Source organism: Allobosea sp. RCC_152_1, assembly GCF_041360765.1.
GTDB classification, from domain to species: Bacteria; Pseudomonadota; Alphaproteobacteria; order Rhizobiales; family Beijerinckiaceae; genus Allobosea; species Allobosea spartocytisi.
In genome coordinates this window covers 453,045-475,210 of record NZ_JBFUPU010000004.1, presented here as the reverse complement: position 1 = coordinate 475,210, position 22,166 = coordinate 453,045, and the positions used below count along the sequence as shown (strand labels likewise).

Sequence of the window (22,166 nt, the reverse complement as noted above, 5' to 3'; positions counted from 1 at the left end):
ATCGCAACGGGCATTCGGCCCAGACGAGAAGGAGACTGCCATGTCGACGATCCGCTCCTTGCGCTTCCTGCGCAACGCCCTGGCCCTCGATGCCGCCGCCTGTGCCGGCATGGGCCTCGTGCTCGCCGGCGCCGCCGGCGCGCTTGCCGGCCCGCTCGGCTTGCCCACGGGCTTCCTGCGTGGGGCGGGGCTTGTCCTGCTGCCTTGCGCGGCCTTGCTCGCCTGGTTCGCCAGCCGCGAGACGCTGCCGCGCTGGGCGATCCATCTCGTCGTTGCGGTCAATCTGATCTGGATCGCCGACAGTGTCCTGATCCTGCTGGCGGGCTGGTTCGCCCCCTCCTCGCTCGGCATCGCCTTCGTCCTGGGGCAGGCGCTCGCCGTCGCGGTCGTGACGGAGCTGGAGGTCATCGGCCTGAAGCGTTCGGTTGAGGTTCCGGCTCCGATGATCCCGGCCTGAGGATCCGTCACGCGGCTGTCGCACAGGCCCACTAGCCGACGGGTTTCCCCTTCAGCCAGCGGATCCGACCCATGCGCCAGCCCCTCGCCCTCGCGGCTCTCGCTTCGTTGCTCCTCGCCGGTACCGCCGGCGCGGAGCCGCTGTTCAACCGCATCGCGACCTTCTCGGTGCCGGACAACCTTCCGGCCGACCGTGATCGCAGCAAGAAGACCGTCTCCGAGATCATCGCCGTCAGCGAGGACGGCATGCTGCTCGCTTACACCGACGCGGAGCAGAAGGCGCTCGGCCTCATCGACATCGCCGACCCGGCCAATCCCAAGCCCGCCGGCTTCGTGTCGCTGGAAGGTGAATCGACCTCTGTGACCGTCCTCGGCGACAAGGCCTTCGTTGCCGTCGTCACCTCCGGCGACAATTTCAAGGAGCCGGCCGGCCATCTCGCCACGGTCGATCTCAAGACGAAGCAGGTCGTGGCGACATGCGACCTCGGCGGCCAGCCGGATTCGGTCACGCTGACCAAGGACAAGGGCAAGATCGTCATCGCCATCGAGAACGAGCGCGACGAGAAGCTCAACAAGGGCGCCCTGCCGCAGCTTCCGGCCGGCAACCTGACGCTGATCGGCATCAAGGACGGCGCCATCGACTGCGCCTCGCGCCAAATCGTCGATGTGACCGGCCTCGCCACGGTCGAGCCGACCGATCCGGAGCCGGAATTCGTCGATGCCAACCAGGACGGCCTCGTCGTGGTGACGCTGCAGGAGAACAATCACCTCGTCATCGTCGACAGCAAGACCGGCAAGGTGGTGACGCATTTCTCGGCCGGAACGGTCGATCTCAAGAACATCGACAAGACCCGCGACGGCAAGATCAGCCCGACCGAGGAGCTGAAGGGTGTGCCGCGCGAGCCGGACGCCGTGCGCTGGCTCGACAATGATCGCTTTGTCACCGCCAATGAAGGCGACTGGAAGGGCGGCTCGCGCGGCTTCACGATCTTCCGCAAGGACGGCACGGTCGAGTTCGACTCCGCCTCGGATGTCGACCACCTCGCCATGCGGCTGGGCCATTACCCGGAGCGGCGCTCGGCCGCCAAGGGCAGCGAGCCCGAGGGCATCGAGGTCGCGACCTACGGCAACGACCGGCTGATCTTCGTCGGGCTGGAGCGTGCCTCGCTGGTGCTGGTCTACAAGGACGAAGGCCCGGGCAAGGCGCCGCGCTATTTGCAGGCGCTGCCGACCGGCATCGGCCCGGAAGGCCTGCTCGCCATCCCGCAGCGCGACCTCTTCGTCTCGGCGTCGGAAACCGATGTCGGCGAGAAGGGCGGGGCGCGTTCGGCCGTGATGATCTATCGTCGCGCCGAGCAGACCGCCGCTTATCCGACCATCCAGTCGCAGAACGAGAACGGCCTGCCGATCGGCTGGGGCGCGCTCTCCGGCCTTGCGGCCCGCGCGGATGAACCCGGCAAGCTCTTCTCGATCACCGACAGCGCCTATACGCCCTCGCGCATCCTGGAGATCGACGCGACGGCGAAGCCCGCCCGCATCGCCGGCGCGATCACGGTGACGAAGGACGGCAAGCCCGCCTCCTATGATCTCGAAGGCATCGCAACGCGCAGCGGTGGCGGCTTCTGGCTCGCGTCCGAGGGCAATCCGGAGAAGAAGGATGCCGTCCTGCCCGACCTGCTCCTGCGCGTCTCGGCCAAGGGCGAGGTCGAGGAGGAGATCCGTCTGCCGGAGGCGCTGGCGAAGCACGCCGTGCGCTTCGGCTTCGAGGGCGTCACCGTCACCGGCACGGGCGCGGATGAGACCGTTTGGCTCGCCGTGCAGCGCGAATGGCAGGACGATCCGAAGGGCAAGACCAAGATCCTGTCCTACAAGCCCGCCACCAGGGAATGGGGCGTGCTGCATTATCCGCTGAACCAGCCGGCGAAGGGGCACTGGATGGGCCTCTCGGAGCTCGTCGCGCTCGGCGACGACCGTTTCGCCGTGCTGGAGCGCGACAACGCCTTCGGAGCCAAGGCCTTCAAGACGATCCAGGCCTTCTCGGTGAAGGGGCTCAAGCCCGCCGCGATCGGCGCAAGCGAGATCCCGACCGTCTCCAAGACCCTGCTGCGTGATCTGACGCCGGACCTGATGAAGGCCGGCGGCTACGGTCTCGACAAGGTCGAGGGCATGGCGGTGGACAAGGCCGGCCACCTCTTCGTCGTGACCGACAATGACGGCGTCGAGGATTCCTCGGGCGAGACGCAGTTCTTCGCTTTCGGCAAGCTCGGGAACTGAACGAATCCAGCGCGTCATGCCCCAGGCAAGCCCGACCATGACGCGCAAACAAAAAAGCCCGGATGCATGGGCATCCGGGCAGGTGCCTGGCTGATGATCGAAAAGCCAGGTGGGAGGAGAGGGTTACCAGCCGGCGAGGACGGCGCCCTTGAAGCGCTCGGCGACGAAAGCCTTGATCTCGGGCGTGTGGTAGGCGCCGAGCAGGGTCTTGACCCAGGGCTTGTCCTTGTCGGCGCTGCGCACGGCGATGACGTTGACATAGGGACCCTTGGCATCCTCGCGCAGGATGGCGGAGGCCGGGTCGATCTTGGCGTCGACGGCGTAGTTGGTGTTGATCGCGGCGGCGGCGACGTCATCGAGCGAGCGCGGCGTCTGGGCGGCCTCGATCTCGATGATCTTGAGCTTCTTCGGGTTGGCGGTGATGTCGGCGACGGTGGGCTTGAAGCCGACGCCGTCCTTCAGCTTGATGATGCCCTTGTCCTGCAGCAGCAGCAGCGAGCGGCCGCCATTGGTCGGGTCGTTCTGGATCGCGACGCTCGCGCCGTCCGGCACCTCGCTCCAGCTCTTGTATTTCGACGAGTAGATGCCGAGCGGGAAGTTCACCGTCAGCCCGACCGTCTCAATCTTGAAGCCGCGATCCTTCACCTGATTGTCGAGATAGGGCTGGTTCTGGAAGGAATTGGCCTCCAGCTCGCCGGCGTCGAGCGCCTGGTTCGGCACGACGTAATCGGAGAACTCGATGATCTTGAGCTCGACGCCCTGCTTGGCCAGCAGCGGCTTCACCTTCTCCAGGATCTCGGCATGGGGGCCGGGCGAGACGCCGATGCGGACGACCTGGTTCTGCTGGGCGAGCGCGGGCACGGCCGGGCCGAGCGCCAAGGCGAGGCCGGCGGCGAGCGTGAGGCGGCGGGTGAGGGAGATCGTCATGGTCGATGGTCCTTTGGATGGAAGACGGGATGGCTGGAATCAGGCTTGGCGGTGATCAGGCTTGGCGCAGGCGCTTGTTGAGGCGGCGCGCCAGGCGGTCGCCGAAGCTCTGCACGAACTGGACGAGGACGATGAGCACGGCGACGACGGTCGCCATCACCTCGGGCATGAAGCGCTGATAGCCGTAGCGGATGCCGAGATCGCCGAGCCCGCCGCCGCCAACCGCGCCGACCATGGCCGAGAAGCCGATCAGGCTGACGATGGCCAGCGTCAGGCCGAGCACGATGGCGGGCAGCGCCTCCGGCACCAGCACCTTTCTGACGATCTGGAGGGGCGTCGCCCCCATGGCGCGCGCCGCCTCGACCAGCCCCTGGTCGACCTCGCGCACCGCACCCTCGATCAGCCGCGCGATGAAGGGCACGGATGCGACCGTCAGCGGCACGATCGCCGCCGTGGTGCCGATCGAGGTGCCGGCGATCAGCCGCGTGAACGGGATGATCGCGACGACGAGGATGATGAAGGGCGTCGAGCGCGTGGCGTTGACCAGCACGCCGAGCGCGGCGTTGAGGGCGGGCGCCGCGAAGAGCTCGCCGCGCTTGCTGGTGGCGAGGAAGACGCCGAGCGGCAGGCCGAGCAGCGTGCCGATGCCGGCGGCGACGGCGACCATGCTCAGCGTGTCGAGCGTCGCCTGTCCGATCAGGCGCAGGATTTCAGGAGACATGGCCGATCACCTCCGCCTTGAGACCGAGATTCCGGAGCGCGCCGAGCACGGCCTCGCTCTCCGGGATGCGCGACGGCACCGAGACGAGCAGGCTGCCGAAAGGCTTGCCGGCGATGGCGTCGATCCGCCCGGCCAGGATGTTGACGTCGACCCCGACCACTGAGCTCAGCCGGCTGATGACGGGCGCAGTGGCATTCTCGCCGGTGAAGGTGACGCGCAGCACGATCTCGGAGCCGGGACGGGCCTCCGGCCGGATGCGATCCGCGAGATGGGCGGGAACCTCGACGCCGGTTACGGCCTCGACGAAGCGCGCCGTCGTCGGATGCTGCGGGTTGGTGAAGACGGCGAAGGTCTCGCCCTCCTCGACGATCCGGCCGCCCTCGATCACCGCGACGCGGTCGCAGATTTCCTTGATCACCGGGATCTCGTGGGTGATCAGCAGGATCGTGATGCCGAGCTCGCGATTGACCTGCCGCAGCAGCGCGAGGATCGATTGCGTCGTCTCGGGATCGAGCGCCGAGGTCGCCTCGTCGCAGAGCAGCAGCTTCGGGTCGGTCGCGAGCGCGCGGGCAATGCCGACGCGCTGCTTCTGCCCGCCGGAGAGCTCGGCCGGGTAGCGCCCGCTCTTGTCGGCGAGCCCGACCAGCGCCAGCAGCTTCTCGACCTTGCTGGCGATGGTCGCCTTCGGCGTGCCGGCGATCTCGAGCGGCAGGGCGACATTGTCGAACACCGTGCGCGAGGACAGCAGGTTGAAGTGCTGGAAGATCATGCCGATCTCGCGCCGGCGGCGACGCCATCCGGCCTCGTTCAGCGCGGTCACGTCCTCGCCCTCGATCAGGATCCGGCCCGCGGTGGCGTGCTCCAGCCCGTTGACGAGCCGGATCAGCGTTGATTTGCCGGCGCCGGAGCGGCCGATGACGCCGACGATGGCGCCGGCCGGCACGGTGAGGTCGATGCCCGACAATGCGGCCACGGCCTGCTGCCGGTTGCGGCCGGCATAGGTCTTGCCGACCTGCTCGAAACGGATGATCGGATCGGGAACGGCAAAAGGCCGTGCGCCGATGCCCAGAGCATCGGGTTTGACGGGGGCGTTCATCATGTCCTCAGAAATGCGGATGGCAGGACCAGTGGCTGATGCCGAGCTGTTCCAGCGTCACGGCCTGCACCGAGCAACGCTGATCCTCATTGCCGGCCGGCCCCGTTTCCGGAACCGCCCGGCGGAACCAGGCACTGAGCGCCTGCCACAGGGAGAAGACAATCCGCATGGCCGTTACGACGCCAGGCGAAAGGCCGGCGTACCCCGGCGGGGCCCGGCCAGCATGCGCGCGGCCAGCTCCGCCGCGCCAGGGGTGGCGAAGCGGTGGCCGTCGAGGGCGCGGAAGGCGGCGCTCGCCGCGATGAAGGTGAAGAAGCGCTCATCGGCGCGCCGGTTGACGAGGCCGGCCTGCGTCTCGCCGACCTCGATGACATAGGCTTGCTGGGCCGGGCTGTGCCGGCCGGCGGATGGCAATGGAAGGGACATGGCTCTGCTCTCGGGCCGCGTTGCGGCGTTGAAGGTGACGATGGAACGAAGGGGCTTGAGGCGCCCGATGGTCTCAGCGTCGACAGCGGCAGAGCGGGGAACGGAAGCGCGGTCGGTTCCGGAGGTCGTTCGCGTCGGTCATGTCAGTCTCCTCGATCTGGAGCCCACGACCCAGTCGTGGCGCTTTAGCGTTTGGTGACGCGGCGCAAGCTGCTGCTCAAATCTCCGCGGCTCCCGGCACGCCGGAAGCACCGCCAATCTGGTTCAGGAAGTCCTGTTTGTCAATCGCTCCGTTCTTTTAAAGAAACGAGCCGTCGGAGAATAATCTTCTCCGCGACGAGAGGGCGAACGCTGCCGGGGCAGGCACGCTGCGGCAAGAGGTGGGCTTGACCACCGCCTCGAACGAGCGCCATGCATGCCGCATGCCGGCCCGTGCCCGCCTTTTCCAACGGCTGCGCCGCTCCGTTCTCGGGGCGTGGTTCGCTGCCGCCTATGCGCTGACGGTGCTGGCGCTCGCTCTGGCGCCGACGCCTTCCGTCGCGTTCGGGCTGCCCGGCGGCGTTCTGCTCTGCTCGGGCGTGCCGGCGCCGGATGGCCGTTCGGAGATCCCCGCGACGCCGCTCGGCGATCTCGCCCATTGCAAGGGCTGTCCGCATAATCCCGTTCTCGGTGCCCCTCCCGTGCTCGCGGCGCTTCTCGTTGCGCGCCCGGGTGTCCGTCAGGCGCTTTCGCGGCAATGGGATGAGGGTCAGCTCTCCGTCGCCGCGACCGGCCTGCCGCCGTCGCGTGCGCCGCCTGCCATCTGAGCGGCACGTCTTTTCTTTTCGTGATTCCCTTTGATGCCGAAGTGCCGCCGAAAGCGCTGTCGCGCCGGCCGCCGTTCCGCAGGACCATTCCGATGAAGCTCTCGCTTTCCCTCGCCGCCGCCATGCTGGCGCTCTCGGCCGGTTTCGCCTCCGCCCATGATTTCAAGGTCGGGCCGCTCAAGATCGGCCATCCCTGGTCGCGTGCCACGCCGGCTGGCGCCAAGGTCGGCGGCGGCTACCTCACCCTCGAAAATACCGGGACGACGCCGGACCGACTGGTCTCGATCGCGGTTCCCTTCGCCGCGCGCGCCGAAATGCACGAGATGGCGACCAAGGACGGCATCATGACCATGCGCCCGCTGGAGAACGGCATCGAGGTGCCGGCCGGCGGCAAGGTCGAGTTCAAGCCCGGCGGCTACCACATCATGTTCATGGAGCTGAAGCAGCCGCTGAAGCAGGGCGAGATGATGAAGGGTTCGCTGACCTTCGAGAAGGCCGGCACGGTCGATGTCGAGTTCAAGGTGGACTCGATCGCCGCCAAGGGCGGCGAGGGCGAGCACAAGGGGCACTGAGTCAAGCTTCAGCCGTCATGCCCGGGCTCGACCCGGGCATCTCCCCGACGAGAGTCTCGGGCCGCGGCGGCGCGGCGCCCGAGAATGACGCTGTCGTCTCAGATCTTCGCGCGCGGGTCGTGCTTGGCGATCCGGGAGAGCAGATAGTCGACCTCGGCCTTCGCCGCCGCGCTCAAGGCGGAGCCCGGCTTGCGTTGGGCGTCATGGGCCAGGATGCCGCGCTTGGCCATCACATATTTGCGCACGGCCAGGCCCACGCCCTGCTGCTGCTCGTAGCGCATCAGCGGCAGATGCAGGTCGAAGATGTCATGCGCCGCATCGCGCTGGCCGGCCTTCTGCAGCCTGACCACGTCGATCAGCAATTCCGGGAAGGCATAGCCGGTATTGGCGCCATCGGCGCCGCGCTCCATCTCGAAATCGAGGAAGAGCCCGCCATTGCCGGTCACGATCGAGATCGGCCGCAGCGATCCCTCTTTCTGGAATTTGCGCAGCGTCGAGATCTTCTCCAGCCCCGGCCAGTCCTCGTGCTTCAGCATCACGCAGGAGGGATTGTCCATGACGATCTTGCGGATCACCGCCGGCGTCATCACCACCGAGAGCGTCAGCGGATAGTCCTGGATGACGAAGGGGATGTCGGTGCCGATCGCCTCGACGGCCTGCGCGTAATAGCCGGTGATCTGGTCGTCGGTGCGCAGAGAAGGCGGCGGGGCGATCATCACGCCGCCGGCGCCGAGATCCATCACCTGCCGGGCGAGCGAGCGCATTGCCGCGAAGCCCGGTGCCGAGACGCCGACGATGATCGGCTTAGCCCCCATCCTGGCGACGCAACGCTTGACCAGCTCGACCGATTCCTCCGGCTCGAGCTTGGGTGCCTCGCCCATGATGCCGAGCACGGTGACGCCGTCCGAGCCGATGTCGTGATAGAACTGGAACAGCCGGTCGGCTGAGGCCCAGTCGATGCTGCCATCCGGGTTGAACGGGGTCGGCGCGATCGGGAAGACGCCCGAGGCGTCGGAGGTCAGCGGCATGATGGTTCCTCGTCCTGCGCGTGTGATCAGACGATGCGGGTGCGGACGGTGCCGACGCCGGCGATCTCGCCTTCGAGCACGTCGCCCTTGGCGACCGCGGCCACACCCTCGGGCGTGCCGGTGAAGATCAGATCGCCGGGCTTGAGCTCGACGAGGCCGGAGAGATAGGCGATCGTCTCCTCGACGTTCCAGATCTGCTTGGCGAGATCGGAGCTCTGGCGCACGACGCCATTGACGGTGAGCGCGATCTTGCCGGCGCTGGGATGGCCGGCCTGGCTTGCCGGCACGATCTCGCCGACCGGGCCGGACAGGTCGAAGCCCTTGCTCATGTCCCAGGGGCGCCCGGTCTTCTTCGCCGCGTTCTGCAGGTCGCGCCGCGTCATGTCGAGCCCGGCGGCGTAGCCGTAGACATGGGCGAGCGCCTCGGATTCGGGGATGTCCCTGCCGCCGGTGCCGATCGCGACGACGAGCTCCATCTCGTGGTGGAGATCCCCGGTCTTCGTCGGATAGGGCATGTCGGCGCCGTTGATCAGCAGCGCGTCGGCGGGCTTGGTGAAGAAGAACGGCTCCTCGCGGTCGGGGTCGCCGCCCATCTCGCGGGTGTGCTCGGCATAATTGCGCCCGACGCAGAAGACGCGGCGGACCGGGAAGGAGCCGCCGCCGGCAACCGGCACGGCGGTGATCGCCGGCGGGTCGATCACATAGTTGCTCATCGGATGTCTCCCTCTCGATTATCTCCGCGCCGTTCATGCGGGAGCGGCCGCGTTGCCGCAAGGGCTCCCGTTCCGGGAACGGGCCTGCGCGGGAGGCATTGCGCCTAAAGATCGAGGGGCTTTTCGCTCTCGCGGCAAGGTTTTGTGCACCGCGTCGTTGCAACCTCGGCGAAATGCCCCCTACAGTGTCGCGCCGGGTCGATCCGGCTGACGCGTATAGGAAGGGAACACACGTGAGCACGGGAACCGTCAAATGGTTCAACGAGACGAAGGGTTACGGCTTCATCACCCCTGATCAGGGCGGCGGCGACATCTTCGTTCATATCAGCGCTGTCGAGCGCTCGGGCCTGCGCGGTCTGAACGAGGGGCAGAAGATCAGCTATGATCTCGAGCCCGATCGCAAGACCGGCAAGAGCTCGGCGGTCAATCTGAAGGTAGCCTGAAGCGGCGGACCGGAAAGCGCAATCCGCTTTCCGGAGACATCCGGCGCTGAAACAACAGGATAGATCGCCAGTTTGCGCCTGATAAGGGCGCATGGCGATCTAGCGACCAACGACTACGGGAAGACGGGCGGCGGCGGCATCGTTTCCCAAGCCACGGCGAATCTCGATCGCACGGATTCGATTGCTAGGATTCCGGGCCTGTCCGTCGCCTATGGCGGCGGAACGAAGGGGAGGCGCCTCAGGAGCGCCCGGGCGCCGGATGGAAGAGCCGGCCCTTCTCGACGATCAGCACGATGCCGAGCGCGACCAGCCCGCACAGGAAGAAGCCGAGCGTGATCGGCACGACCGTGCCGTCGAAATGCTGGCCGATATAGAAGCCGAGCAGCGCGCCGACCACCGTGGTCACGAAACCCTGGACCGAGGAAGCCGTGCCGGCGACATGGCCGAGCGGATCCATGGCGAGTGCGCCGAAATTCGGGCCGATCAGGCCGAAGCAGAACATGGCGCCGCCCTGGAAGAGCGCGAACAGCAGCAGCGTCTCATGGCCCGAGAGCGCGACCAGCGCATGAGTTCCGGTGAAGAGGATGTAGCCGATCAGCGCGCCATGCGAGACGCGGCGCATGCCGAGCCGCCCGACGATGCGCGAGTTCAGCAGTGAGGCGGCGGCCATGAACAGCGCGATCCCGGCGAAGACGATCGTGAAGAGGTGCGGCACGTTGAAGACGTCGACGAAGACCTGCTGCGCCGAGTTGATGAAGCCGAACAGCCCGCCGAGCACGAAGGCCATGGCCAGCATGTAGCCGACGCCGATGCGGCTCGTGAGGGTGGTGCGGAAGGCGGCCGAGACATTGGCGACGTCGATCGGCTTGCGGTCCTCCGGGTGCTGCGTCTCGGGCAGCTTGAACATCACCCAGATCATCACCGCGGCGCCGAACGCCGTCAGGATGCCGAAGATCCAGCGCCAGGGCGCTACCAGCAGGATCGCCTGGCCGATCGAGGGGGCGAGGATCGGCACGGCGAGGAAGACGATCAGGGCCAGCGACATCACCCGCGCCATGTCGCGGCCGGAATAGCAGTCGCGCACGATCGAGACGGTGAGGACGCGCGTCGCGGCCGCCCCGATGCCCTGCACCACCCGGGCGATCATCATCGCTTCGAAGGAGCCGGACAGGGCCGCGCCGATGCTCGCCAGCACATAGACGCTGAGCCCGAACAGCAGCACCGGCCGCCGTCCGTAGCGATCGGAGATCGTGCCGTAGAAGATCTGCGAGACGCCGAAGCCGAGCAGATAGGCCGTGATGATCCATTGCCGCTGATTGGCGGCGGCGATGCCGAGCGCCTCGGCCATCTCCGGCAGGGCCGGCAGCATGGAATCGATCGCGAGCGCGTTCGTCGCCATCAGCGCGGCGGTCAGCCCTACGAAAGGATAAAAGCCCATGCCGTGGCGCGGCCGGACGATGGCTGTCATGTCGTTCATGGCGAAACTGCGAGGTAGGCGCGCAAAATGGCGCGCAAAGGCAAGCTGCCCAGCTTGCCTTCACCGTGTAAATCGGCCGGCAAGACGCGGCAACCCGCGATGTCGGCGGCGCGCCATGCGCTGGGCGCGAGGCCGGGCGTCATCCGGCCTTCTGCATCTGCGCCATCAGCTCGTCGTCGATCTGCTTGGCCCGCAGGGCCGCCGGCCGTGCGGCGAGCCGCGCGCCATAGGCTTCGAAGGCGGGGCGCTTCTCCATCGTGCCGAACTGCAACCCCCACAGGACCTGCGAGCCGACATAGACATCCGCCGCGCTGAAGCGGTCGCCAGCGATATATTCGCTTTGCGAGACCGCGTATTCGAGCGTGTCCATCGCATCGGCATAGGTGCCATAGCCGACCGATCTTGCCCGTTCGGGCGGAGCTTCCAGCCCGAAGGCCTTGTTGGTCACGGCAGCCTCGACCGGCCCGGCGGCGAAGAACATCCAGCGGTAATACGGTCCGCGCCGATGGTCGCCGGGCGCGGGCGCAAGCCCCGCCTGCGGGAAGGCGTCGGCGAGATAGGCGCAGATCGCGGCGCATTCGGTGACGACCGTCGCGCCGTGCACCAGGGCCGGCACCTTGCCCATTGGGTTGATTGCCTTGTAGGCGGCGCCCTTCATCGGCCCGCCGAAGCCGACGATCTCGGCACGGTAGGGCTGGCCGAGCTCCTCCATCATCCAGCGCGCGATGCGGCCGCGCGACATCGGGTTAGTGTAGAGCACGAGTTCGTCGGACATGGGTTCCGCTCCTGAGAGATCGCGCGGCTTCTATCCTGCGATAGTGACACGCTCCTGTCAGGAGCGTGCCTGACGCGCCGGTGCCGAACTGTTAGTCTGCGCGCGAAGCAGGGCGGGAGCATGAACGAATCACAGCCAATACCCAGCGTCTCCGTCAGCGATGGATGGATGACGATCGATGGGCTGCCGCATCGGTATCAGCAGGGCGCGGCGCGCCGTTTCCGGCTCGATGCAGCGGCGCTGCGCGTCATCCGCGGCTATGCCAGCCGCGACGGGCGGCTCGAGGATGTGCAGCGGCTCGAGGCGGAGGCGCGGATCGTCGGGGGCGCGCTGCGCCGAGCCGGGCTGGATGGAGCGGTGGGCCAGCTGCATCTGACGCTGCGCCCGCTTGCGACCTCGAGCGAGGCGGCGCGGCTCCTGCTGCTGCTCGGCTATCGCGACGAGAACGGCGAGGCCGAGCCTTTCGCCGAGGGCTTTCTCGCGCCTTCCGTCTTCGAGGCCCTGAAAGCCGACATCTTGAGCGGCCTCGCGCAGGAGCTCTCGCTGGAGGCGACGACCAGCCTCTGGATTCGCGAGGAGGACCGTGACACCCCGGCGGGGCAACCGGTCGACTGGTATCTGGGGCCGGCGGCGGATGGGCAGGGCAGCGCGCCCGCCCGTGGCTTCATCGAGAGCATCGAGTGGCGCCAGGCCGTTGCCGTCGCCCCTGAGGCGCCTCATCCGGCCGGATCGGAACCGGCGGCTCCGCTCGATCACGCCGAGTCGGAGGACCACCATCTGGATGACAGCGCCGACCAGCTCCGCCGCATCAACTGGAGCCTCAAGCAGCTCCTGCTCGTTCTGGCCTTCATGCTGATCATCATCGCGATGAAATAGATCTCAGCGCTCGCGGCGCCGGATGCGGCGGATCATCTCGTTGAGCGCCAGCAGCACCAGCGCGAGGATGAAGGGCAGCAGGTAGTAGATCACCCGGAACAGCAAGAGCGCGCCCAGCACATATTCGAAGGGCAACCGGTTGAGCGCGACGAGCATCGTCGCCTCGAACACGCCCAGCCCGCCCGGCGAATGGCTGGCGATGCCGATCAGGCAGCCGAAGATATAGGCGGCGAGGAAGGTCGGGTAGTCGAGATTGTAGCCGCCCGGCAGCAGCACGAAGAGCACGGCGGCGGCGGCGCAGACCTCGCTGGCACCGAGCGCCATCTGGCCGAGCGTCGTGCCGAGGCCGGGCAGGTGCAGGTTCCAGCCCTTGACCCGCAGCGTCCGCTCATCGGTCGCGACCCAGACGAGATAGCCGAGGATGCCGGCCGAGATCAGCCCGCCCACCGCCTGGACGACGAGCGGCGAGGTCCGCGCCAGCATCGCGACCGAATCGGCCGAATAGAACAGGCTGACGCTGAGGATGGCGCCGAGGCCGAGCCAGAAGGTGAGCCCGGCGATCACGGTCAGGCTCGCGACCTCCGAGGCGCGCACGCCCTTGGGCGCATAGATCCAGTAGCGCACCGTGCCGCCGGTCACGATCGGGAAGCCGAGCGTGAAGGACACCGAGTAGCTGGTGAAGGAGGCCAGCGCGGTGGTTCGGTAGGGGATCGACAAGCCCAGCCGGCGCAGCGCCAGGGCGTCGTAGCCGGTGAGCAGCAGATAGCTCAGCGCCGTGAAACAGGCGGCGAGGCCGAGCTGGCGCGGGCTGGCGTTGGAGAAGGCCGCGGCGAGATCGCCCGGATTCATCTGGCCGATGATGTGCCAGAGAACCGCGAGCGAGGCGCCGAAGATCAGGATGCTCGCCAGCGGCCCGAGCCACCACCAGCGGCTGCGCCTGCGCAGGTGCATTCCTGGCTCATGCGGGCCGAAGGACATACGCTCTCTTGGTCGGTTGCGCGCCGCCGGCGGGGAAGGCGGCGCGGTTGCGGAAGCGAGGTCGCCGATGGCGTCCCGGCCCGAGACATAGCGCTTCGACGGCGATGCACAAGCCGTCGAAGCGAATGGAGCGCATGAGGCGGGCGCCGGCCCGCCCCACGCGTTGGGCCTCAGCCGCCGATATTGAAGGCAGCGAGCGCAGCCATGTTGACGATGTCGGAATCCTTGGCGCCGAGCGGCACGATCTGCACCGGCTTGTCGAGGCCGACGATCAGCGGGCCGATCACAGTCGCCCCGCCGAGCTCCTGCAGCAGCTTGGTCGAGATCGAGGCGGAGTGGAAGGCCGGCATCACCAGCACATTCGCCGGCCCGGAGAGGCGGCAGAACGGATACTGGCTCATGATCTCGCGGTTGAGCGCGACATCGGCGGCCATTTCGCCGTCATATTCGAAATCGACGCGCTGGCCGTCGAGGATCTTCACGGCCTCGCGCACCTTCTCGGAGCGTTCGCCGGCCGGATGGCCGAAGGTCGAGAAGGCGAGCATCGCGACCCGAGGCTCGTAGCCGAGCCGCCGGCCGACGCCGGCGGCCTCGATCGCGATCTCGGCCAGCTCCTGCGCCGTCGGCATCTCGGTGATCGCGGTGTCGGCGACGAGCACGGTGCGCTCACGCGAGATCACCACCGAGACGCCGATCAGCCGATGACCGGGTTTCTCGTCGATGACGCGGCGGACCTCGTCGAGCGCGATCGAATAGTTCCGGGTCACGCCCGTCACCATCGCATCGGCATCGCCGAGCGCCACCATCGCGGCGGCGAAATGGTTGCGGTCCTGATTGATCAGGCGCTGGCAGTCGCGGAAGAGATAGCCTTCGCGCTGCAGACGCTCGTAAAGATATTGCGCATAGGCCGAATTGCGGTGCGAGAGCCGCGCATTCTGGACCTCGATGCCCTTGCCTTCGAGATCGACGCCGAGGAAGGTCGCCGTCTCGTAGATGCGCTCGTCGCGGCCGACCAGGATGGCCTGGCCGAGCCCCTGATTGACGAAGGAGGCGGCGGCACGGATGACCTGCTCCTCCTCGCCCTCGGCGAAGACCACGCGTTTCGGATAGCGCCGGACACGCTCGAAGATGCCGTTCAGCGTGCCCGCGATCGGGTCGCGACGGGCCGAGAGCTGGGCCTTGTAGGCCTTGGTGTCGACGATCGGCTTGCCGGCGACGCCGGAATCCATCGCGGCCTTCGCGACCGCCATCGGCACGACATGGATCAGCCGCGGGTCGAACGGCACCGGGATGATGTAATCCTTGCCGTAGCGCGGACGGGTGCCCTGATAGGCGGCGGCGACCTCGTCGGGCACGTCCTCGCGGGCGAGCGCCGCCAGCGACTCGGCGGCGGCGATCTTCATCTCCATGTTGATGGTGGTGGCGCGCACGTCGAGCGCGCCCCGGAAGATGAAGGGGAAGCCGAGGACATTGTTGACCTGATTGGGATAGTCCGAGCGGCCCGTCGCCATGATCGCGTCGTCGCGGATGGCATGGACCTCCTCCGGCGTGATTTCCGGATCGGGGTTGGCCATGGCGAAGATGATCGGGTTCGGTGCCATCGAGGCGACCATCTCCGGCGTCACCGCGCCCTTCTGCGACAGGCCGAAGAAGGCGTCCGCCCCCTCCATCGCCTGCGCCAGCGTGCGCCGGTCGGTGACGGCGGCATGGGCCGATTTCCACTGGTTCATGCCCTCGGTGCGGCCCTGGTAGATCACGCCCTTGGTGTCGCAGAGGATGACGTTGTCGGGCTTGAAGCCCATCGCCTTCAGGAGCTCGATGCAGGCGATGGCGGCAGCGCCCGCGCCGTTGATCACGAGCTTCGCCGAGGTGATGTCGCGCCCGGTCAGGTCGAGCGCGTTGATCAGGCCGGCAGCGGCGATGATCGCGGTGCCGTGCTGGTCGTCATGGAAGACCGGGATGTCCATCAATTCGCGCAGGCGCTGCTCGATGATGAAGCACTCGGGGGCCTTGATGTCCTCGAGATTGATGCCGCCGAAGGAGGGGCCGAGATAGCGCACCGCGTCGATGAACTTGTCCGGATCCTCGGTATCGACCTCGAGATCGATCGAGTCGACATCGGCGAAGCGCTTGAACAGGACGGATTTGCCCTCCATCACCGGCTTCGAGGCGAGCGCCCCGAGATTGCCGAGGCCGAGGATGGCCGTGCCGTTCGAGATCACCGCGACGAGGTTCGAGCGGGTCGTGTAGTCATAGGCGCGCGACGGGTCTTCCGCGATCGCCAGCACCGGCACGGCCACGCCCGGCGAATAGGCGAGCGAGAGGTCGCGCTGCGTCGCCATCGGCTTGGTGGGAACGATTTCGAGCTTGCCGGGCCGCCCTTGCGAGTGGAACAGCAGCGCCTCCTGGTCGGTGAAGGTCGGGCGTGAGCGCTTCGTCGGTCGGTCGGTCATGAAAGGCGTCTTTGTTCTTGAGCGTTTCCTCAGGGGCCGCGACCATAGGGCAGCGCGCCGCCGCACCACAAGCAGCGCCGTTCGACAATACCCATGCCGGAATGGATAAAATCGCGGAGGGGTCAGAGCCTGCTGCGGACGCGCCGCGCGAATTCGCCGACATAGCGGTCGAGCGCCTCGGTCTGCTCGTCGACCTTGCGCGCGGCGGCGGCGACCCGGATGGCGGCGTCGCCCGTGACGCGCGCCTCGGTTCCCACGGCGCCGATATTGGCGCTGACGGTGTTCGCGCTCGCGGCGACGGCCTGGGCGTCGGCCGCGATGCCGGTCGCGATGTCGGCCTGGCGATTGACCACGCTGGCGATGGCGCCGGAGGTTTCCTCGATCGTCGTCATCGTATCCTGGATATGGGCCACGGCTTCGAAGGTCGTGGCGGCGGCGTGGCGGATCTCGCCCAGCGTCGCGGCGATGTCGCGCGTCGCCTTCTGCGTCTGCTCGGCCAGCGTCTTCACCTCGCTTGCGACCACCGCGAAGCCGCGACCGGCCGCTCCGGCACGGGCCGCCTCGATCGTGGCGTTGAGCGCGAGCAGATTGGTGCGGGCCGCGATCTCCTCGATGAAGTCGAGCACGGCGCGGACCTTGTCGGCGGCTTCCGCGAGGCCGGCCACGTCCTGGCGCGTGCTGCGGACATAGCTGGCGGCGGCGCGCACCGTCTCGTCGGCATGGCCGGTCTGGCGGGTCAGTTCGCGGATCGAGGCCTCGATCTCCTCGGCCGCCCGCGCCACGCTGCCGACGCGCAGGGAGGCCGTGCCCGCCTCCTGCGTCACGCCGTCGGCGCGGTGGGTGGTCTTGTTGGCGCTGTCGACCATCTGGCCGGCGGCCTGATGCATGTCGTGGATCGCCTCGCTGACATCGCCCAGCGCCCTGCCGACCGTGCGTTCGAGGTCGCCGGCGAGCTCGTCGAGCGCGGTCCGGCGCAGCGCTTCGATCTCGTCGCGGCGCGTCACCAGCGTCTTCTCGGCGGTGACGTCGAGCAGGATGCCGTCCCAGACATAGGTTCCGTCGGGAAGCCTGCGCCGCGTTGATTCGCTGCGCAGCCAGACCGTGCCGCCATCGGGGGCGTGATAGCGCCCCTCGAAGCGCCAGACCCCGTCATCGGTCATGTCCTCGCGGCGCTGGCCGTCGAAGCGGGCGCGGTCCTCGGCGAACATCTTGCCGAGCCAGACCTCCGGATCGCGTTCGACCTCCTCCCGCGTGATGCCGAGGGCCTTGTCGATGGCAAAGGAGGCGAACTGATAGAACAGCCTGCCATCCGGCTTCAGGATGCACTGGTAGAGCGTGCCGGGGGCGCGCCGGATCAGCGTCCGCAGCCGATAGGCGGTTTCGCGGCGATCATTGTCATGGATGACGACGATGCCGGTGAGGATGATGCCGACCGTGCTGACCAGGATCATGGCCGGCACGGCCTCGCGCAGGAAGCGCTCACCCGCCTCGCCCGGGATGAGGGGCACGGAGGCCAGAAGGCAGACGGCATCGAGCGAACATAGCAGGATCAGGTCGCGCGCCATCAGCGGGCGCCTGCGCCGTGCCAGCCAGATCGCGAAGGCGATGCCGATCAGCATGCGCATCACGATGCCGCTGATGCCGGTGGTGACGCCGACGCCGCCCGTCAGGTAGCGCGCGATGACGAGGGGCACTGCGGTCAGCACCGAGGCCCATGGGCCGCCGATCGGGCCTGCCAGAATGGCGAAGGTGTTGCGCGAATCGACCACCAGCCCTGGCTGGAGCGTGACCGGGTTGGCCATGCTGACGAGCGCGCCGCCCGCGAAGAGCAGGCCGACGACGCAGGAGCGCAGCCAGCTCCGCCCGGCGAACCAGGGAGCGATCACTGTCAGCACCAGCCCGGCGAACAGCAGGAAGAACAGGCTCTGGACGAGATTGATCAGCAAGCGGGCGGCCTTCCGCCGGAAACGATGGAGCCACCCTGCTTTCAATTGTTGAAAGCCGTCCTAACGGATGGCCTTGGCCGCGCATTTTGCTAGCTTGCGCGGCCCATGCGTCACAGCCCTCCCCGCGAAGCCACCCGTTCCGCCGCCCCGGCCGAGGCTGCGCCCGAGCGCGTCACGCCGATGATGGCGCAGTATGTCGAGATCAAGGCCGCGAATCCGGACTGCCTGCTGTTCTACCGGATGGGCGATTTCTACGAATTGTTCTTCCGGGACGCGGAAATCGCCTCGCGCACGCTCGGCATCGTCCTGACCAAGCGCGGCAAGCACCAGGGCGATGACATCCCGATGTGCGGCGTCCCCGTGGACCGCGCCGACGACTATCTCCAGCGCCTGATCGCCGCTGGCCATCGCGTCGCCGTCTGCGAGCAGACCGAGGATCCGGCCGAGGCCAGGAAGCGCGGCAACAAATCGGTGGTGAAGCGCGATGTCGTGCGCCTCGTCACGCCCGGCACCATCACCGAGGAGCGCCTGCTCGAGCCCGGCCGTGCCAGCCTGTTCGTCGCCGTGGCGCGCCGCAAGACCGGCGAGGCCGCCGCCCTCTATGGCGTCGCCGCCATCGACATCTCGACCGGCCGCTTCACCGTGATGGAGACGCCGCAGGAACGGCTTTCCATCGAGTTCTCGCGTCTGGAGCCGCGCGAGATCGTCTGCCCCGATGCGATCCATGACGATCCCGAGCTGAAGGAGTTCTGGCGCGAGATCGCAGTGCCGGTGACGCCGCTCGCCCGCGACGGGCTCGATGCGGCTTCCGCCGAGCGCCGCCTCAAGGAATTCTTCGGCGTCGCGACGCTCGACGCCTTCGGCAGCTTCAGCCGCGCCGAGATCGCGGCGGCCGGTGCGGCCTTGGCCTATGTCGAGCGCACCCAGCTCGGTGCCCGCCCGCCGCTCTCCGCCCCGGTGCGCGATTCGGGTTCCGCGACGATGCTGATCGACGCGGCGACCCGCGCCAATCTGGAGCTGACCCGCACTTTGGGCGGCGAGCGCCAGGGCAGCCTGCTCGCCGCGATCGACCGCACCGTGACGCCGGGTGGCGCCCGCCTGCTGGCCGAATGGCTCGCCGGGCCGCTGACGGAGCAGGGTGCGATCGCCGCGCGCCATGACGCCGTGGAGCTGCTGGTCGCGGATGGCGCGTTGCGCGAGGACCTGCGGCGGGCTTTGGAAAAGGTGCCGGATGTGGCGCGCGCGCTGGCGCGCCTCTCGCTCGACCGGGGCGGCCCGCGCGATCTGGCCGCGCTCGGGGCCGGCCTGACCGCGGCGCGCGACGTCGCGGCCCTGCTCCTTCGCCGCGGCGATCTGCCCGACGAACTCACCCGCGCCATCCGGGCGCTCGGCGAGACCGATCCCGACCTGCCCCTGCGTCTGACCGAGGCGCTTGCCGAGGAGCTGCCGCTCAACCGCCGCGACGGCCGTTTCGTGCGCGAGGGCTACGATGCGGCGCTGGACGAATTGCGCCTGCTGCAGGTCGATTCGCGCAAGGTCATCGCCCAGCTCCAGGCGCGCTACGCCACCGAGACCGGCTGCCGCACCCTGCGCATCAAGCACAACGCCATGCTCGGCTATTTCGTCGAGGTGCCCCAGGCGATCGGCGAGGAGTTCCTGAAGGACCCCTGGCGCGCGACCTTCGTGCATCGCCAGACCATGTCGGACGCAATGCGCTTCTCCTCGGTCGAGCTCGGCGAGCTCGAGGCCAAGATCGCCTCCGCCGCCGACCGGGCTCTGAAGCTCGAGCTCGCCATCTTCGCCCGGCTGACCGAGGCGGTGCTGGCCCAGGCCGAGCCGGTCAAGGCGGCGGCGCTGGCGCTGGCGGCGCTCGACGTCGTCGCGGCGCTGGCCGATCTCGCCGCCCGCGAGGGCTGGAGCCGACCCATCGTCGATGCGGGCGCGGCCTTCTCCATCGAGCGCGGCCGCCATCCGGTCGTCGAAGCCGCGCTGAAGCGCGACGGAAAGCCCTTCGTCGCCAATGATACCGAATTGTCGCCGCCCGGCTCCGAGGCGACCGGCGGGCGCATCTGCCTGATCACCGGCCCGAACATGGCCGGTAAGTCGACCTTCCTGCGCCAGAACGCGCTGATCGCGGTTCTCGCGCAGATGGGCTCCTTCGTGCCGGCGGCAAAAGCCCATATCGGCATCGTCGACCGTCTGTTCTCGCGCGTCGGCGCCGCCGACGATCTGGCGCGTGGCCGTTCGACCTTCATGGTCGAGATGGTCGAGACCGCCGCGATCCTGAATCAGGCCGGTCCGCGCGCGCTCGTCATCCTCGACGAGATCGGGCGGGGCACCGCGACCTTCGACGGCCTCTCCATCGCCTGGGCGGCGATCGAGCATCTGCATGAGGTCAATCGCTGCCGCAGCCTGTTCGCGACGCATTATCACGAGCTGACGGCATTGGGAGACCGGCTCGACCGCGTCGCCAACGCGACCGTGCGCGTCACCGAATGGAAGGGCGAGGTCGTTTTCCTGCATGAGGTCGTGCCGGGCGCGGCCGATCGCTCCTACGGCATCCAGGTCGCCAAGCTCGCCGGCCTGCCGCCGGCGGTGGTCGAGCGCGCCCGCGCCATTCTCGGCGAGCTGGAGAAGACCGAGCGTGAGAAGCCGGTCGCTTCGCTGGTCGACGACCTCCCGCTCTTCGCCGCGCCGCTCCGGCGCCCGACGGCCGTGGTCACGGAAGATCAGCCCGACGGCTTGCGCGACGAACTGGCCGGGATCGAGCCGGACGAGATGACCCCGCGCGAGGCGCTGGAAGCGCTCTATCGGCTGAAGGGGCTGGCCTGAAGCCTGCTCTATCCCAGCCGCTTGATGCTGGTGATCGCGCCGAAGCTCTTGTCGCGGATGCGGTCGTGCGCCTCGCGCAGCGGCTCGCGATGCACGTCCATCGTATGGCCATTGGCGTGCAGCAGCGTGTCGGGAGCGGTCAGGATGCCGACATGGCCTTTCCAGAAGACCAGGTCGCCGCGCTTGAGCCCGGACAGGCTCTCGTCGAAGGCGACGGCCGTGCCGAGCCCGGCTTCCTGCATGTCGGAATCGCGCGGCGCGGCGATGCCGGCGGCCGCGAGCGCGAGCTGCGTCAGCCCGGAGCAGTCGAGCCCGAGGCTGGTCTTGCCGCCCCAGAGATAGGGCACGCCGAGGAAGCGCTCGGCGCCCCCAACGTAATCGGGCTCGAAGCGGTCGAGCGTGGCAAGATGCTTCAGGAAGACATGGCCGCCATCGCTGAGGACAGCGAAATCGCCCGTTTCTCCTGCCACCGTGACCGCGGCGTTGAGCGAGAGCACCGCGAGCGGCGGCAATTTGATCGAGGGGCCGGGATAGACAAAGGTCCTGAGCGCGCTGACACGATGCGTCGGAGCCGGAGCATCGGCCCGCAGGCAATCATCCGGCAGATAGCCGACATAGCCGTCGCCTGCGAGCTGAACCCAGGCCCAGCCTTCATAACGCTCATAGACCTGCACCAGCTCGCCCGCGAGCGCCTCGGTATCGAGGGCCGCGTCCGGTCGCGGTTCGCGCCGCAGCGGCGCGGAGGCTGCGACCACGCGCATCGGCTGCGGCTCGGCGAAGGCGGGTGCCTTGACCTGCCCGCGCAGATGGCTGGCGGCGAGATCGGGACGGAAAGCGGTGATGCGACGGTCGAGAATCACGGTCATGGCGGCAATCTAGAGCATGTCGGACGAGATCGTCATTGCGGGAGCGCAGGCACCGAAGCGATTCAGGGCGGAGGAGGCCTCAACCCGCCCCGATCTCCTTCGCATGCTCGGTGACGAGGTCTCCCAGCCGCTCCACGGCCAACGCCCCTGCGACGGTGCGCTGGATCACGACATTGCGCCGGTCCTCCTCGTCGCGCTTGCGGGTGAGCAGGCCGAGCTTGCCGAGCGTGTCGAGCGCGCGGGTGATGACCGGCTTGGTCACGCCGAGCTGCCTCGCCAGCCCCCTGACCGTATGCGGCGGCAATTCGAGATAGACCGTGAGAAGGATCGCGGTCTGGCGGGCGGAGAGGTCGGCCTGCCCGTCCCGCACCAGATCGAGATGCACCTGCCGCCAGAGCCTGAGTGCCTGCGAGGGCCTGATCTCCAACGGCATGCGGACGGGGTTCCAGATCGTTACGGACCCGTATCATTATCCTGCAGGGGGAAAGGCGCAATCGGCTT

General features: G+C 68.0%; 22 protein-coding genes. 7 read left to right on the top strand and 15 right to left on the bottom strand.

Going from position 1 to position 22,166, the window contains the following annotated elements; all coding sequences use genetic code 11:
- Window positions 1-40: 40 nt before the first annotated feature.
- Together AB6806_RS17000 and AB6806_RS16995 are read left to right on the top strand one after the other, a co-directional pair.
- Window positions 41-457, top strand: coding sequence for a hypothetical protein (locus tag AB6806_RS17000; protein WP_142022433.1), 417 nt, complete (start codon window positions 41-43; stop codon window positions 455-457).
- 71 nt (window positions 458-528) lie between these two features.
- Entirely contained in the window at window positions 529-2,730 is a 2,202-nt protein-coding gene (locus AB6806_RS16995; protein WP_370954992.1) for an esterase-like activity of phytase family protein, read from the top strand.
- A gap of 123 nt (window positions 2,731-2,853) precedes the next feature.
- On the opposite strand, the gene AB6806_RS16990 is transcribed toward AB6806_RS16995, so the two are convergent.
- From AB6806_RS16990 to AB6806_RS16970, 5 genes are read right to left on the bottom strand one after another with little or no spacing between them, the layout of a single operon-like run.
- Window positions 2,854-3,657, bottom strand: a complete 804-nt coding sequence (locus AB6806_RS16990) for a MetQ/NlpA family ABC transporter substrate-binding protein (protein WP_038364941.1) — start codon at window positions 3,655-3,657, stop codon at window positions 2,854-2,856.
- Between the two features lie 55 nt (window positions 3,658-3,712).
- Window positions 3,713-4,378, bottom strand: coding sequence for a methionine ABC transporter permease (locus tag AB6806_RS16985; RefSeq protein WP_112762445.1), 666 nt, complete (start codon window positions 4,376-4,378; stop codon window positions 3,713-3,715).
- Window positions 4,368-5,474 (bottom strand): methionine ABC transporter ATP-binding protein, encoded by a 1,107-nt coding sequence (locus tag AB6806_RS16980; RefSeq protein ID WP_370954991.1) that lies wholly within the window; start codon window positions 5,472-5,474, stop codon window positions 4,368-4,370. The genes AB6806_RS16985 and AB6806_RS16980 overlap by 11 nt, the downstream gene beginning before the upstream one ends.
- A gap of 7 nt (window positions 5,475-5,481) precedes the next feature.
- The gene (locus AB6806_RS16975; RefSeq protein ID WP_156115993.1) at window positions 5,482-5,643 is read right to left on the bottom strand and encodes a hypothetical protein; all 162 of its coding nucleotides are present in this window, start codon (window positions 5,641-5,643) and stop codon (window positions 5,482-5,484) included.
- Between the two features lie 5 nt (window positions 5,644-5,648).
- Window positions 5,649-5,900, bottom strand: a complete 252-nt coding sequence (locus AB6806_RS16970; RefSeq protein WP_113252785.1) for a hypothetical protein — start codon at window positions 5,898-5,900, stop codon at window positions 5,649-5,651.
- A 386-nt stretch (window positions 5,901-6,286) separates the two neighbouring features.
- Between AB6806_RS16970 and AB6806_RS16965 the strand changes: the two genes are divergently transcribed.
- Together AB6806_RS16965 and AB6806_RS16960 are read left to right on the top strand one after the other, a co-directional pair.
- Window positions 6,287-6,706, top strand: a complete 420-nt coding sequence (locus AB6806_RS16965; protein WP_370954990.1) for a hypothetical protein — start codon at window positions 6,287-6,289, stop codon at window positions 6,704-6,706.
- Window positions 6,707-6,798: 92 nt separating this feature from the next.
- Entirely contained in the window at window positions 6,799-7,278 is a 480-nt protein-coding gene (locus tag AB6806_RS16960) for a copper chaperone PCu(A)C (RefSeq protein ID WP_081925515.1), read from the top strand.
- Between the two features lie 98 nt (window positions 7,279-7,376).
- Here AB6806_RS16960 and AB6806_RS16955 read toward each other — a convergent pair whose 3' ends face one another.
- Both AB6806_RS16955 and AB6806_RS16950 read right to left on the bottom strand, forming a co-directional pair.
- A complete protein-coding gene (locus AB6806_RS16955; protein WP_113252783.1) occupies window positions 7,377-8,306 on the bottom strand; it encodes a dihydrodipicolinate synthase family protein in 930 nt (309 codons plus the stop codon).
- 26 nt (window positions 8,307-8,332) lie between these two features.
- Window positions 8,333-9,019, bottom strand: coding sequence for a fumarylacetoacetate hydrolase family protein (locus tag AB6806_RS16950; RefSeq protein WP_142022428.1), 687 nt, complete (start codon window positions 9,017-9,019; stop codon window positions 8,333-8,335).
- A 233-nt stretch (window positions 9,020-9,252) separates the two neighbouring features.
- On the opposite strand from AB6806_RS16950, the gene AB6806_RS16945 reads away from it, so the two are divergent.
- Complete coding sequence (locus tag AB6806_RS16945; RefSeq protein ID WP_038364926.1) at window positions 9,253-9,462, top strand: cold-shock protein; 210 nt, start codon at window positions 9,253-9,255, stop codon at window positions 9,460-9,462.
- 238 nt (window positions 9,463-9,700) lie between these two features.
- Here the strand turns inward: AB6806_RS16945 and AB6806_RS16940 are convergent, their stop codons facing one another.
- The 3 genes from AB6806_RS16940 to AB6806_RS16930 are packed head-to-tail and all read right to left on the bottom strand — an operon-like array spanning window position 9,701 to window position 11,714.
- The gene (locus AB6806_RS16940; RefSeq protein ID WP_248311207.1) at window positions 9,701-10,939 is read right to left on the bottom strand and encodes a multidrug effflux MFS transporter; all 1,239 of its coding nucleotides are present in this window, start codon (window positions 10,937-10,939) and stop codon (window positions 9,701-9,703) included.
- Entirely contained in the window at window positions 10,936-11,082 is a 147-nt protein-coding gene (locus AB6806_RS16935; RefSeq protein WP_156115992.1) for a hypothetical protein, read from the bottom strand. The genes AB6806_RS16940 and AB6806_RS16935 overlap by 4 nt, the downstream gene beginning before the upstream one ends.
- Window positions 11,079-11,714, bottom strand: coding sequence for a glutathione S-transferase family protein (locus AB6806_RS16930; protein ID WP_038364925.1), 636 nt, complete (start codon window positions 11,712-11,714; stop codon window positions 11,079-11,081). The genes AB6806_RS16935 and AB6806_RS16930 overlap by 4 nt, the downstream gene beginning before the upstream one ends.
- Window positions 11,715-11,882: 168 nt before the next feature.
- Between AB6806_RS16930 and AB6806_RS16925 the strand changes: the two genes are divergently transcribed.
- Window positions 11,883-12,590, top strand: a complete 708-nt coding sequence (locus AB6806_RS16925; protein WP_370954989.1) for a hypothetical protein — start codon at window positions 11,883-11,885, stop codon at window positions 12,588-12,590.
- A 3-nt stretch (window positions 12,591-12,593) separates the two neighbouring features.
- On the opposite strand, the gene AB6806_RS16920 is transcribed toward AB6806_RS16925, so the two are convergent.
- The 3 genes from AB6806_RS16920 to AB6806_RS16910 form a co-directional block, all read right to left on the bottom strand.
- Window positions 12,594-13,541, bottom strand: coding sequence for a lysylphosphatidylglycerol synthase domain-containing protein (locus AB6806_RS16920; protein WP_162737798.1), 948 nt, complete (start codon window positions 13,539-13,541; stop codon window positions 12,594-12,596).
- A gap of 197 nt (window positions 13,542-13,738) precedes the next feature.
- Entirely contained in the window at window positions 13,739-16,021 is a 2,283-nt protein-coding gene (locus tag AB6806_RS16915) for an NADP-dependent malic enzyme (RefSeq protein WP_038364922.1), read from the bottom strand.
- Window positions 16,022-16,143: 122 nt separating this feature from the next.
- The gene (locus AB6806_RS16910) at window positions 16,144-17,967 is read right to left on the bottom strand and encodes a methyl-accepting chemotaxis protein (protein WP_162719999.1); all 1,824 of its coding nucleotides are present in this window, start codon (window positions 17,965-17,967) and stop codon (window positions 16,144-16,146) included.
- Window positions 17,968-18,072: 105 nt separating this feature from the next.
- Between AB6806_RS16910 and mutS the strand changes: the two genes are divergently transcribed.
- The gene (mutS, locus tag AB6806_RS16905; RefSeq protein ID WP_142022424.1) at window positions 18,073-20,799 is read left to right on the top strand and encodes a DNA mismatch repair protein MutS; all 2,727 of its coding nucleotides are present in this window, start codon (window positions 18,073-18,075) and stop codon (window positions 20,797-20,799) included.
- A gap of 8 nt (window positions 20,800-20,807) precedes the next feature.
- Here the strand turns inward: mutS and AB6806_RS16900 are convergent, their stop codons facing one another.
- Both AB6806_RS16900 and AB6806_RS16895 read right to left on the bottom strand, forming a co-directional pair.
- On the bottom strand, window positions 20,808-21,665 hold the full coding sequence (locus AB6806_RS16900) for a C40 family peptidase (RefSeq protein ID WP_370954988.1): 858 nt from the start codon (window positions 21,663-21,665) through the stop codon (window positions 20,808-20,810).
- Window positions 21,666-21,744: 79 nt separating this feature from the next.
- Entirely contained in the window at window positions 21,745-22,098 is a 354-nt protein-coding gene (locus tag AB6806_RS16895) for a MarR family transcriptional regulator (protein WP_112762455.1), read from the bottom strand.
- Window positions 22,099-22,166: the final 68 nt, after the last annotated feature.